Origin of the sequence: Cellulophaga sp. BC115SP, assembly GCF_009905545.1 — a bacterium.
Classification (GTDB): domain Bacteria; phylum Bacteroidota; class Bacteroidia; order Cytophagales; family Spirosomataceae; genus Flectobacillus; species Flectobacillus rivi.
The window spans coordinates 55,682-68,799 of record NZ_JAAALB010000025.1 but is presented as its reverse complement, the minus strand read 5'-3'; the positions used below and the strand labels follow the sequence as shown (position 1 = coordinate 68,799).

The 13,118-nt window shown below is 37.4% G+C and carries 12 protein-coding genes; 8 read left to right on the top strand and 4 right to left on the bottom strand.

All coding sequences use genetic code 11. The annotated features are described in order from the left end of the window. Positions 1 to 14: 14 nt before the first annotated feature. The 4 genes from rseP to GVN22_RS17455 form a co-directional block, all read right to left on the bottom strand. A complete protein-coding gene (gene rseP, locus GVN22_RS17470) occupies positions 15 to 1,403 on the bottom strand; it encodes an RIP metalloprotease RseP (protein WP_166552301.1) in 1,389 nt (462 codons plus the stop codon). A gap of 136 nt (positions 1,404 to 1,539) precedes the next feature. Then, a complete protein-coding gene (locus tag GVN22_RS17465) occupies positions 1,540 to 2,691 on the bottom strand; it encodes a 1-deoxy-D-xylulose-5-phosphate reductoisomerase (RefSeq protein WP_166552300.1) in 1,152 nt (383 codons plus the stop codon). A 136-nt stretch (positions 2,692 to 2,827) separates the two neighbouring features. Beyond that, positions 2,828 to 3,460 (bottom strand): rhomboid family intramembrane serine protease, encoded by a 633-nt coding sequence (locus GVN22_RS17460; RefSeq protein ID WP_166552299.1) that lies wholly within the window; start codon positions 3,458 to 3,460, stop codon positions 2,828 to 2,830. A gap of 144 nt (positions 3,461 to 3,604) precedes the next feature. After that, positions 3,605 to 4,576 carry a polyprenyl synthetase family protein gene (locus tag GVN22_RS17455; protein ID WP_166552298.1) on the bottom strand — a complete coding sequence of 324 codons (972 nt, stop codon included), beginning with the start codon at positions 4,574 to 4,576 and terminating at the stop codon, positions 3,605 to 3,607. Positions 4,577 to 5,016: 440 nt separating this feature from the next. On the opposite strand from GVN22_RS17455, the gene GVN22_RS17450 reads away from it, so the two are divergent. From GVN22_RS17450 to GVN22_RS17415, 8 genes are all read left to right on the top strand, one after another. Continuing rightward, positions 5,017 to 5,832, top strand: coding sequence for a 3'-5' exonuclease (locus GVN22_RS17450; protein WP_095160130.1), 816 nt, complete (start codon positions 5,017 to 5,019; stop codon positions 5,830 to 5,832). A 242-nt stretch (positions 5,833 to 6,074) separates the two neighbouring features. Then, positions 6,075 to 6,395 carry an NADH-quinone oxidoreductase subunit NuoK gene (nuoK, locus tag GVN22_RS17445; protein ID WP_370520431.1) on the top strand — a complete coding sequence of 107 codons (321 nt, stop codon included), beginning with the start codon at positions 6,075 to 6,077 and terminating at the stop codon, positions 6,393 to 6,395. A 67-nt stretch (positions 6,396 to 6,462) separates the two neighbouring features. Then, positions 6,463 to 8,364 (top strand): NADH-quinone oxidoreductase subunit L, encoded by a 1,902-nt coding sequence (nuoL, locus tag GVN22_RS17440; RefSeq protein ID WP_166552297.1) that lies wholly within the window; start codon positions 6,463 to 6,465, stop codon positions 8,362 to 8,364. 75 nt (positions 8,365 to 8,439) lie between these two features. Beyond that, positions 8,440 to 9,891: a NuoM family protein gene (locus GVN22_RS17435; RefSeq protein WP_166552296.1), complete on the top strand. Its 1,452-nt coding sequence runs from the start codon at positions 8,440 to 8,442 to the stop codon at positions 9,889 to 9,891. A gap of 52 nt (positions 9,892 to 9,943) precedes the next feature. Further along, on the top strand, positions 9,944 to 11,365 hold the full coding sequence (locus GVN22_RS17430; RefSeq protein WP_166552295.1) for an NADH-quinone oxidoreductase subunit N: 1,422 nt from the start codon (positions 9,944 to 9,946) through the stop codon (positions 11,363 to 11,365). 2 nt (positions 11,366 to 11,367) lie between these two features. Next, a complete protein-coding gene (locus GVN22_RS17425) occupies positions 11,368 to 11,865 on the top strand; it encodes a GtrA family protein (RefSeq protein WP_166552294.1) in 498 nt (165 codons plus the stop codon). A gap of 362 nt (positions 11,866 to 12,227) precedes the next feature. Next, entirely contained in the window at positions 12,228 to 12,413 is a 186-nt protein-coding gene (locus tag GVN22_RS17420; RefSeq protein WP_166552293.1) for a hypothetical protein, read from the top strand. A gap of 96 nt (positions 12,414 to 12,509) precedes the next feature. Next, positions 12,510 to 13,118 carry a SprT-like domain-containing protein gene (locus GVN22_RS17415; protein ID WP_166552292.1) on the top strand — a complete coding sequence of 203 codons (609 nt, stop codon included), beginning with the start codon at positions 12,510 to 12,512 and terminating at the stop codon, positions 13,116 to 13,118.

The following is a 13,118-nucleotide window of genomic DNA, read 5'->3' as shown; positions in this document are numbered from 1 at the left end:
ACTGTATAATGAGTTTATGAGAAAAACTTCTTAAAAGCACCATTACCTAAAACGAATACCATCAAACCTAGTAAAATCACGGTTCCTACTTGTTGCGCACGTTCCATGAATTTTTCTGATGGCGGACGACCCGTAATAATTTCAAACAACAAGAATAGAGCATGCCCACCGTCCAAGGCAGGAATTGGCAATAAATTCATAAATGCCAAAGCCATTGAAAGTAAGCCTGTCAAACTCCAGAAGTTTAACCAATCCCAGTGCGAGCCGTACATATCAGCAATTTCGAATGGACCACTCAACGCTTTGTCAGCACGAACTTGACCTGCAAAAATTTTCTTGAAACCTTGAATGTTTTTCCACACTACATCAAAAGCATTGCCCGCTCCCACTACAAAAGCTTGACCCAAAGTATAATCTTCGTGTGATTTTTGAACCAAATACTCAGGGAAAAAGCCCAATGTACCATCCTCAGCTGTAGTCATACGAAGCGTATCGGCTTTACCAGCACGCATAATAGCCAAGGTTACTGGTTTGTTTTTATACTTTTGAAGTTCTTCCTTGAAAGTCTGGAAGAATTTCACTGGTGTTCCATTAATCGAGACAATTTCGTCACCATCCTTCATGCCTGCTGTGTAAGCTGGTGCAGGAGCTGGAGCTGGATTTCCTAAAAGTTTATCCAGAAAAGAAGCTTCTTTTGGTTCAGCTACACGAGCCACTTTAAACTTGTACAATGGTTGAATAAATTCGCCTTTTTGGTCAGATAGCTTATTTAAGAAATCACTTGGAATAACGATTTCTACAGTTTTTCCATTTCTCTCAACCGTATAAACAGTCTTATCTTCTAAAATAGCACCAGCAATATCTGTATAGCTATGAAAATCTTCACCATTTACTTTTAATACCTTATCTCCTAACTGAAAACCTACTTCTTTACCAAGTGCTCCAGCATACAAACCTTCTTTATTGAGTTCAGCTTTAGAGATGTAGTTATTACCTTCTTTAAAACTAATACCCCAGAAGATTAATACCCCTAAAATTACATTGACAATAATACCACCCAACATTACGATTAATCGTTGCCAAGCGGGTTTTCCACGAAACTCCCAAGGCTCAGGAGTAGCCGAAAGCTTAGATGCATCCTGTGTTTCATCAATCATACCTGCGATTGACACATAACCACCGAGCGGAAACCAACCTAAACCATATTCTGTCTCGCCAATTTTCTTTTTGAACAAAGCAAAATTCAATAAAGTAGGTATTGGAAAAAGAAAATCGAAAAATAAGTAGAATCTATCTACTCGCATCTTAAACCATTTGGCAGTAATATAATGCCCAAATTCGTGTAAACTTACTAAAATTGACAAACCCAAAATGAGTTGTCCAACCTTCACTAGTCCTTCCATTGTTTAGCTTTTAGCCCCAGCCTGAACTTGTCAGACCAATACTGTTTTCTATTAAGGTTTTAAAAATATAATTTAGCTGAGAAAGTTCGTTTTCGATACTTTTATCTACATTCCTATTTCTCCTGTGGATAAACTCTTAGAGATTTTCACTTGCAAATACTCTCGTTGCGGCATCTGTTTGGATATAATCATCCAAAGTTGGATGCTTGATAAACGGAACTTTTGCCATACAAGTTTCAATCAAATCTGACATTTGTAAAAAGCCAATTTTATCTTCCAAAAAGGCAGCCACGGCTATCTCGTTCGCGGCGTTCAAGATACAAGGCATATTTCCACCTTGAGCCATTGCGTCAAATGCTAGTTGCAAGTTACGAAATGTTTCTTTATCAGGTTGCTCAAATGTAAGATTTGGATAATTAATGAAATCAAAACGAGGGAAGTCTGATTTTAGTCTGTTTGGAAAACCCAGTGCAAACTGAATCGGGAGCTTCATATCAGGCAAACCCATTTGAGCTTTGATAGAACCATCTTCAAACTGTACCAACGAGTGAATAATAGATTGGGGATGTACCACCACATCTATTTGAGAGGCATTGAGATTAAAAAGCCATTTAGCCTCAATTACTTCCAAGCCCTTATTCATCAAACTAGCCGAGTCAATGGTAATCTTGGCACCCATCACCCAGTTAGGATGTTTCAATGCTTGAGCCTTTGTTACGTTTGCCAGCTCTTCACGTTTTTTTCCTCTAAAAGGACCACCTGAGGCAGTCAAAATAATCTTTTCAATTGGATTATGAAACTCTCCTACTAAGCATTGGAAAATAGCAGAATGTTCTGAATCAACAGGATAAATATTAACACCCTTTTGTTGTGCCAAAGCAGTAATTAACTCTCCCGCAACTACCAAAGTTTCTTTATTAGCCAAAGCAATATGTTTGCCAGCTTCGATGGCTTTGATTGTTGGAAGTAAGCCCGCATATCCTACCATCGAAGTCAATACCATATCTATTGCTTCCATTTGTACAACCGACTCGAGGGCTTGTGCGCCAGCATATACTTTAATTCCGTATGGGTCGAGGGCATCAAAAACTTGGCTATAAAGAGATTCGTTGCCAATTACAACACAATTGGGACGAAAAGCGAGGGCTTGTTCAATCAACAACTGAGCATTACTTTGAGCTGTAAGTACTTCTACTTCAAAAATAGTAGGATTCGCCTGAATTACTTCGAGGGCTTGTGTGCCAATCGAACCTGTCGAACCTAAAATAGCAATATTCCTTTTTTGCATAAATCTTAATGATGAAACAATCTATTCTGTTTGTTGTACTCAGATAGTTGGAGGGTTCTATGAGTGATGAATTTTGAGTGAAGAGTTGTGAGTATAAATTATCAATATTTTTGTATTCACAATTCACCACTCATACTTAAAATCCTCGAAGCCAGTCCAATACTTGCTCAGTAAAAATCATGAGGACTTTTGGATAAATAATAATCGTAATAATCACGCCATACAACGCACCATATAAATGTGCATCGTGATTGATATTGTCCATACTTCGGCGTGACATATAAATGGAATACCATGTGTAAAGTAGTGCAAAAAGTACCGCTGGCACTGGAATTACCCCATAGATATGTAGGCTCTGCGTTGGAGCAAACAATATTGCAGCAAACAATACACTCGATACACCGCCCGATGCACCTAAGGAATTATAATTAAAGTTGTTTTTGTGCTTGAAAAAAGAAGGCAAGTCGGACACAATGATTCCTCCTATGTATAGTAACAAATAAAGGAAAGGCCCATTGCCAGGAGAAATTTGATTATATACCGACTCCATCATATTCCCAAATGAAAAGAGGGTGAACATGTTAAAAAACAAATGTCCAAAGTCGGCATGAACAAAACCAGAAGTAATAAAACGCCAATACTCTTGTCGACGATTGATTAAATAAGGGTTCATTAAAAGCTTTCCCAAAAGCTCATAGTTACGGAAGGCTAAAATACTAACAAGCACTGTTATCAGGATGAGTATTTCATTTAGAGATAAATCTGCCATTTGTTATTAAATGAAAATAAAAACAGTCAGACCAAGGCCGACTGTTCATAAAGTTTTTATTGTTGAGTGTATAGACTCTATGAAAATTAAGCATAAAGCATTTATCTGTAGCTTAGCTTATACTTGTGTCTATGCAAATTTAAACTAAACTTCCCTATCAATCAAAATATTAGCAAAAGCTCTCAACTCGGCTTTGCGCTCTGCTTCAACTTTCAGGCTATCTAATAAATCAAAAGCTTTTTCAAAGTACTCATTTATTTTGGCCTCTGCCAACTGACGAATTCCCAATTGATCATAAATACCTCGTACAGCGTTTACCTTTTCGGCTGGATCAAAATCTTTTAAAGATAACCAATGTTCGAGTTGTGTTTTAGTTTCGCCAGTTGCTGAGCTCAATGCTTCGATAAGCATATAAGTTTTTTTGTTGGAAATAATATCGCCTCCTACTTGCTTACCAAATTTTACAGGATCGCCATAAACATCCAAGACATCGTCTTTCAACTGAAAACCTAAACCAATATTAATACCCAAATCGTATAAAGTTTGGCAGGTTTTATCGCTTGCTCCACCAATGATACCGCCTAATTCTAACGCAAAACCTAATAGAACACTTGTTTTTAGGCGAATCATTTCGATGTATTCTTCCTCTGTGACATTTTCACGAGTTTCAAAATTCATATCAAATTGCTGTCCTTCACAAACTTCAGCAGCGGTTCGATTGAAGCGTTGCAATGCTTTTTTCAAGTTTTTATCTTCTACAAAAAGCATCAACTCATACGCTTGCACCAACATCACATCGCCCGAGAGGATTGCAGTATTGTCATTCCATTTGGCATGAACAGTTGGTTTTCCACGACGCAATGGAGCTTTGTCCATAATATCGTCGTGCATCAAGGTAAAATTGTGGAAAACTTCTACGGCAGTAGCTGGCTTGATTGCTTTTTGCCATTCGTCTGTAAATAAGGCTGTTGACATCAAAGTCATAAGTGGACGTAGGCGCTTTCCACCCAAAGACATCAAATAACGAATGGGCTCATAAAGTTCAACAGGCGATTGCCCATATTGTTGTTGCTGAAATTCTTCTTCTAAAGCTTGGATAAACTGTTTTGTGGTCATACTTTAATCCAACTACGATGTTGAATACTAAGGGTGATAAATAATAATCAGCGAATTTGTTTAGTCAAATTCTATTAGGAAAGACACTATATTTTGTATCTATAATACAACTTCCAATGTGATTTAGGGTATTCTTATTGTATATCAATAATAAATCTTACCAAGTTTTTATATTCAGGATTGAATAGGATTCTACTATGCTACATGCATTAGCAGTCTTATTTACTAGTCAAACCTGGGATAAAGTATTATCTACGAAGATATTTTAATCCAACTATAAACTACAAACGTTGTACAAAATCAATCTAATAGAATAACTGAAAATACTCATTTTTTGTTATGTTTTGTCAAAAATAGAAATAAGAAGTGAAACCCAACACAGGAATCAACTATATTTTCTCTAACTTTGCAACGCCTCATCTCACCTGAGGGCTAGCCTTATGCTTACACATCAATTAAACCTTCGCAAGCCACTCGCCTTTTTCGATTTAGAAACAACAGGCGTGAATGTTATCAAAGACCGTATCGTCGAAATCAGTATTGCAAAAGCCAATATCGATGGGACAGTAACGGTCAAAACCCGTCGTGTCAATCCAGGAATGCCTATTCCAGTGGAGTCATCGATGGTACACGGTATTTATGACGACGATGTAGCTAATGAGCCATCGTTCAAACAAATTGCCAAATCTATGGCTCAATTCTTGGAGGGTTGTGACTTAGCAGGTTTCAACTCAAATCGCTTTGATGTGCCGATGTTGGTTGAAGAATTTTTGCGCAATGATGTAGAATTCGATGTCAAAAACCGTCGTCTTATTGATGCTCAAAGAATTTTCCACATGATGGAACCTCGAAACCTTTCGGCAGCTTACAAGTTTTATTGTAGTAAAGAGCTCATTGATGCTCACTCAGCCGAAGCTGATACAATTGCAACTTTAGAAATTTTGAATGCTCAGGTTAAACGATATGAAGGAGTAGTAATCAAAAATGAAAAAGGAGAAGATTTTGTCCCAGTCAAAAACGACATGGATGCGCTTCATGAGTTAACTTCTGCCAAACTGGTAGATTTTGCGCAAAGAATTGTGTTCAACCGTGAAGGCGTAGAAGTAATCAACTTTGGAAAACACGCTGGAAAGCCTGTAGTACAAGTACTTAAGGACGAACCTTCGTATTATGATTGGATGATGAAAGGTGATTTTCCATTGGATACTAAGCGAAAACTTACCGAGATAAAGTTACGAGCTTTCAATAATCGTTAATAGGGAAAATAATTATAATGAAAAACCGCTTGTATTTGGTTCATATTTTAGCGACTTTTCAAACATATTCCTTATTTTTGCCCCGAATTTTCCGAAAACTGTAAGAACTATAAATGAGCCTCGCACTTCGAGGTTAACCATTTAAAGTTGAATGTTTAGACGAATCTATTATTTCTTAGTTTGACAAAAAACCAAAGAAATAGGCTTTATCTATTCATCAAACTTAAAGACTTATGCAACAAATACCTGACGTTATCCGACAAATTCCTCTGAACAACTATGTTTGGTTCAGCACGGCTTTATTTTGTATCGGCATTATTGGAGTATTAACACGCCGAAATGCAATCATCATCTTTATGTCAGTCGAATTGATGCTAAATGCAGCCAATCTTCTTTTAGCAGCCTTTTCTTCGTACAAAGCTGACCCGACTGGGCAAGTATTTGTATTCTTTATCATGGCTGTGGCAGCTGCCGAAGTAGCGGTAGGTTTGGCCATCATTGTGATGATTTATCGCAATATTCAATCAATTGATGTAGGTATTTTGAATAAATTAAAGTGGTAATTATCAGGTGTGAGTATTTGTCATAGATTATTGACGACAAGGCTCACTGCTTATAGCTCTAAAAATTATGTCATTAGCAGTACTTATCCCCCTTTTTCCACTAATCGGTTTTTTGATCAACGGACTCGGATTCCGTCGTGTTCCAAAATCATTAGTTGGTGTAATTGGCTCGGCGGCAGCGTTGGCTTCGTTTGCCTGTGCGCTTAGTCTGTTCCTCAACTTTTCTGGACAGCCAGAAGTTGCGCATATCTTCGACTGGATTACCATCGGAGATTTAAACATTTCGATGTCATTTCAAATCGACCAATTGTCCTTGTTGATGTTGTTGATTATCACAGGAGTTGGTTCTTTGATTCACATATACTCAATTGGTTATATGCACCACGATGAAGGTTTTGGGAAGTTTTTTGCTTTCTTAAACCTTTTCTTGTTCTTCATGCTCTTGTTGGTATTGGGTTCAAACTACGTGGTAATGTTTATCGGTTGGGAAGGCGTAGGTTTGTGTTCTTATTTGTTGATTGGTTTCTGGAACAAAAACACCAACTACGGTAATGCTGCACGTAAAGCCTTTATTATGAACCGTATTGGTGACTTAGGCTTTTTGTTAGGTATATTCCTTATTATCACACACTTTGGTACGGTTGAATACGCTGACGTATTTAGCAAAGTAGCTGAAGGTGGTTATGAGTCAGGAGACAAAACATTGATGTACATCACGCTATTGTTGTTTGTTGGTGCAATGGGTAAATCAGCGCAGATTCCATTGTACACTTGGTTGCCAGACGCAATGGCGGGACCAACTCCAGTATCAGCCTTGATCCACGCAGCAACGATGGTAACTGCGGGTATCTACATGATTATCCGTTCTAATGTATTGTATAGCCTTTCTCCAGAAACGCTTGAAGTGATTGGATGGGTTGGTACAGCAACAGCATTGTTGGCAGCATCAATCGGTTTGTTACAAAACGACATCAAAAAAGTATTGGCTTATTCAACTGTTTCGCAGTTAGGATATATGTTTATGGGCTTAGGTGTAATGGCTTATAGCTCATCTTTCTTCCACGTAATGACTCACGCATTCTTCAAGGCATTGTTGTTCTTGGGTGCAGGTTCGGTAATCCACGCTATGTCTGATGAACAAGATATTCGTTCGATGGGTGGTTTGCGCAAAAAATTACCAATTACCTTCATTACTTTCTTGATTGCTACAATTGCGATTTCTGGTATTCCTCCATTTGCAGGTTTCTTCTCAAAAGATGAAATTTTGGCTCATGTTTACGAGCACAACAAATTGATGTGGGTATTGGCATTGGCAGGTTCAATGATGACATCATTCTATATGTTCAGATTGTTGTTCTTGACATTCTTCGGAGAATTCAGAGGAACGCACGAGCAAGAGCATCATTTGCATGAATCACCAATTGCCATGACTGCTCCATTAATGATTTTGGCAGTACTTTCGGCAGCAGGTGGTTTCTTCAACTTACCACATATTTTTGGAGGACATGCAAGTCTTGCCACTTTTATGGAGCCTTTGTTTGCACAAAGTCATGTAGCAGCTCATGCACCAGACGAAGCTACAGAAAAAATGTTGATGATTGTTTCTGTAATAGCAGCACTAGTTTCTGCGGCAGTTGCTTATGTAATTTATGTGAGCAAAAAAGCTGTTCCAGAGGCAGATGGTACCGAAACGGGTCTTCAAAAAGTGGTTTATAACAAGTACTATATCGACGAATTATATGACACAGTATTTGTAAAACCAATCACAGCGCTTTCGAATATATTACACTCATTTGTTGAATTCTTAGTTATCGACTTAATTGTTGAAGGAATTGGCAAATTGGTAAAAGGTATCTCTGGCGAAGCACGTTTGCTACAAAATGGTACAACGGGTTATTATATCTTCGCGATGGTAATTTCGATTGCCGTGATGTTGATCTGGGGTTTAAGAATCTTCATTTTAGGTTAATATTTCCCCTCAGGTATTCGGCTGTTTTCCGAACAGTTTTTCTAAATAGAATGATTAACAGATAACGTTTTTATAATGTTAACACTTACACTCATACTTCTTCCCATTATCGCAGGGTTGTTGACCCTTAGCACGAAAGGAGAAAATGCGAAAGTTATAGCTTTGGTAGCCGCATTAGTCGAGCTAGCCTTAGGAGCTTATACGTTTTTTGCTTTTGTACCAGACGCTACCAGCCAGTTTGGCGTATCGTATAATTGGATCGCATCAGCAGGCATCAAATTCTCAGTGGGTATCGATGGCATCAGCCTTATTTTGGTGAGCCTTACAACATTGGTAGTACCTTTTATTATTCTATCAACTTTTCAAAACAATTACGAAAAAGCATCTACTTTCTATTCACTCATCTTGTTTATGCAAGCAGGTTTAGTGGGAGTATTTACTGCAAAAGACGCGTTCTTGTTTTATTTCTTCTTCGAAGCAGCCCTTATCCCTATTTACTTTATTGCTGCAATTTGGGGTGGTGAAAATAGAGTTAAAGTAACTTTCAAGTTTTTTGTCTATACTATTTTTGGGTCATTGTTCATGTTGTTGGCTTTGGTTTATTTATATATCAAAACTCCAACACATAGTTCTGAAATTACAGCATTGTACGAAACTGCAAGGTTACTTGACGCTTCGCAACAAGGCTTTATCTTCTGGGCGTTCTTTATTGCCTTTGCGATTAAGATGCCTCTATTTCCATTTCATACATGGCAACCAGACACATACGTTGAAGCACCAACAGCTGGAACGATGTTGTTGTCAGGTATTATGTTGAAAATGGGTACTTATGGTTTGATTCGTTTGTTGTTGCCAATTGCTCCACTAGGTGTTAAAGCTTGGGGAACAGTTGCGGTAGTTTTGGCCATTATCGGAATTGTATATGGTTCGATTATCGCTATTCAGCAAAGAGACATGAAACGTTTGATTGCCTATTCTTCATTTGCACACGTTGGCTTAATGGCAGCAGGTATTTTCTCTGGTAACTTGGATGGTATTCAAGGTTCGTTGATTCAAATGCTTGCGCACGGTATTAACGTAGTTGGTTTGTTCTTTGTCGTAGAAATTATCCAGCAACGTACCAAATCTCGTGAATTATCTAGCTTAGGAGGTATTACTCAAACTACTCCACAATTGACTATATTCTTTATCATCATTATGTTAGGCTCAGTAGCTCTACCATTGACAAATGGATTCGTTGGTGAGTTCTTGTTGTTGAAAGGGGTATTTGAATACAATGCTTGGATGGGAGCAGTTGCAGGACTTACGATTATCCTTGGTGCGGTATATATGTTGCGCTTAGTGCAAAAATCAATGTTTGGTACTACAACGTCTTTGACTGAAGGTTTTGAAGACCTTGGTTTAACCGAAAGAGCTACTTTATTGCCGATTGCTGTATTGGTGATTGTATTAGGTATTGCACCTAATATTATCTTAAAAGCTTCTGAGCCTGCGGTAAGTCAATTGTTATCAATCATAAATAAGTAAGAAATTTAATCAAGTTTGATGGTTTTGCCGTCAAACTTAGGATATAGCAGATATGAACGCAATTATAGCTTTATCACTCTTTGGTATTACCAATTTGTTTTTAGGTTTTTTGAACAACCGTAAAATCTTATTGCCTGCCACACTCCTATTCGTTCTGATTGCCTTTGGGCTTAACCTTGCCGACTGGAATCACGAGTATTATTGGTTCCACAATATGCTCAAAACTAATAACCTTTCTATCAATTTTACTTCTATAATTTTGGTAGCAACGGCATTAGTTGTTGCAATTTCACGAGGCTTTGGCAATGACGAAGAGCACACTCACCCTGCCGAATATTACGGTATCTTACTATTTTCGGTAGTAGGTGCTATCATGATGGTGACTTTCCAAAGCTTGTTTATGCTATTTGTTGGTATCGAAATTCTTTCGGTAGCAATGTATGTATTGACAGGTTCTGACAAACGTAATTTACGCTCAAACGAAGCTGCACTGAAATACTTCTTGATGGGTTCGTTTGCTACAGGTATCATGTTATTTGGTATTGCATTGGTTTATGGCGCAACAGGCTCTTTCGATATTAATGGTATCGGTAATATGGTAAATCAAGCCAAATTACAAGACATCATGTTGAATCCTTATGGTCCTATTCTTTATGGTGGTATCATTTTGATTTTTGTTGGCTTACTATTCAAAATTTCAGCGGCACCTTTCCACTTTTGGACTCCAGATGTTTACGATGGTGCACCAAGTATCTTCACAGCATTCATGTCGACAGTCGTAAAAACGGCTGGCGTAGCGGCTACTTATCGTTTACTTTCAATTTCATTCCCAGCGGTATATGGCTTGTGGGGAAATCCATTAGTGTATATTACTTGTTTGACTTTGTTTATTGGTAATATTACAGCTGTTTATCAACAAAGTTTCAAGCGTATGTTGGCATACTCAAGTATTTCTCACGCTGGTTACTTATTGATTACTGTTTTGGCAAAAACACCAACAACCAACTCTTCTATTCTATTTTACTCATTGGCGTATTCAATTGCGACGATTTCTGCTTTTGCAGTATTAATGGTTGTATCTGAAGCCCAATCAAAATCAGGGAAGCCAGATGAAACCTTTACAGCATTGAATGGTCTTGCTAAAAATAATCCGTTCTTGGCATTTGTATTGACAGTATCAATGTTGTCATTAGCAGGTATTCCACTTACAGCAGGATTTTTCGGTAAGTTTTTTATCTTCGCTGATGCCTTTAGTAACGTATCGAGTCTATTCAAAACAATTGCTGTAGTTGCTATTTTGATGTCTACCGTTGGTATTTACTATTACTTCAAACCTATCATTGCGGCTTATTTGAAGAAAGGTGATTTAGAGAAAATTGAATTATCTCCGATTTATAAACTAACATTGATTATAACAACAGCCTTGACAATCCTATTGGGTATTGCTCCAGATCTTGTTAAAAATATTTTCTAAAAGTGTCAAAACAAAAACAATCAAAACTGCTAAACAAGAAAGATTTCATTGCTTACTTTCTCGTAGCAGGTACAGGAGCTGTAGTTCAATTAGTGTCAGGTAGTATTTTAAGAAATCAGTTTGATTTAACTTATGGTGCATCTGTTTCCTATGGATATATTATCTCTTTTTTTGTAGGATTCACGCTAACAAAGATGTTTGCATTTGACGCAAGAAACTCAAATCAAACACGTCGTGAAATGGTAAAATTTATGATGGTAGCCGCTGGCTCATGGGGAGTAACCTGGTTTTTTGCAGTGGCTTCTCTGTCATTCGTCAATCAAATGCTAGGCGAGCGAACTTTCACTTTACCAGTTTTACAAAAAAGCATTAATCCGAATGAGCTAGGGTGTCAAATAGTGGGGATGGGATTTAGTTTTATTTTTAACTATATCATGCACAAAACCTTTACTTTTAGAAGCACTGGCTTTTATAACAGACTCAAGGCATTCATTCGATAATTAGCATAAAAAAGGCCCTACTGATAAATTCACAGTAGGGCCTTTTTTATTTTATCTTGTATCAATACTTACATCTCTATTTGTATCGAAATGTTCTTGAAAAATTAAAGAACCTAAAAATATCACAAAATCAAGATGTAAACAAGTCATAATTAGTGTATTAAAAGGCAAAAATTAAAATTCTCTAATGTTTTACCTATAAGGTTATCACCGAATAATATAATTTTTCATATAAAAACAGGTAATAAATAAAGAATTTATCAGGAATTATTAAAAATTAATTAAAAATATTGCTCAATAACTTGGAGGGAATATAAGTTGTACTTAACTTTGTAGCTCAAACCTTAAACACCACAAAAGAAATGAAAAAATTGTTCGCATTCGCATTAGTAGCTGGTATGATGTCATTGGCTGCTTGTTCAGAGAAGAAAGCTGAAACTACTGCTGTTGATTCAGCTGCTACAGCTGTAGATACTACTGCTGCTGTTGATACTGCTGCTGCTGATTCAGCTGCTGTTGATACTGCTGCTGCTCCTGCTGCTCACTAGTATTCCTGAACGATTTCGAAAGAAATTTAGAAAAGCCTCATTTAGAATGAGGCTTTTTGCTTTTATAGTCCTTCTGTTTTTCTGTATATTAGAGTCATGAAAAACGATTACGCCACCTTTCAGCAGTATTTTCCCACTGAGGCTGTACCTTACTGTTTCCAACTTTGGAAAAAACATCAATTCAATTTCAAAATAACTCGTCCTCGCAATTCCAAATTAGGTGATTATTCCTTTCGTCGAGAAAGTGGTCACCAAATAACCGTTAATCAAAACCTAAATCCGTACGCTTTTACCATTACTTATATCCATGAAGTGGCGCACCTTGTAACCTTTACGCATTACAAACGGCGTAGAGAACCTCATGGGAAAGAATGGAAAGCAATGTTTAAAAAGTTATTTCTCCCAATTCTTACTTCAGAAGTTTTTCCAGACAGTATTCTATTACCATTGATTACCTATTTAGAAAATCCTTCTGCAAGCACGCAGGGATGTATTCCTTTGAGTAATGCGCTCCGTGCTTTTGATGCCCCAATTCTTCTCGATGAACATATTCCTTTGACTCAGGTTGAAGTAGGCAAAAGTTTTATTGTCAATGGTAGAAGCTTCGTGAAAGGAGAGCTTAGAAGAACACGCTTTCTGTGTACTGAAACTACAACAGGAAAACGTTATGTGGTAGCAGCGAATGCGCTAGTAAAATTGTTATAG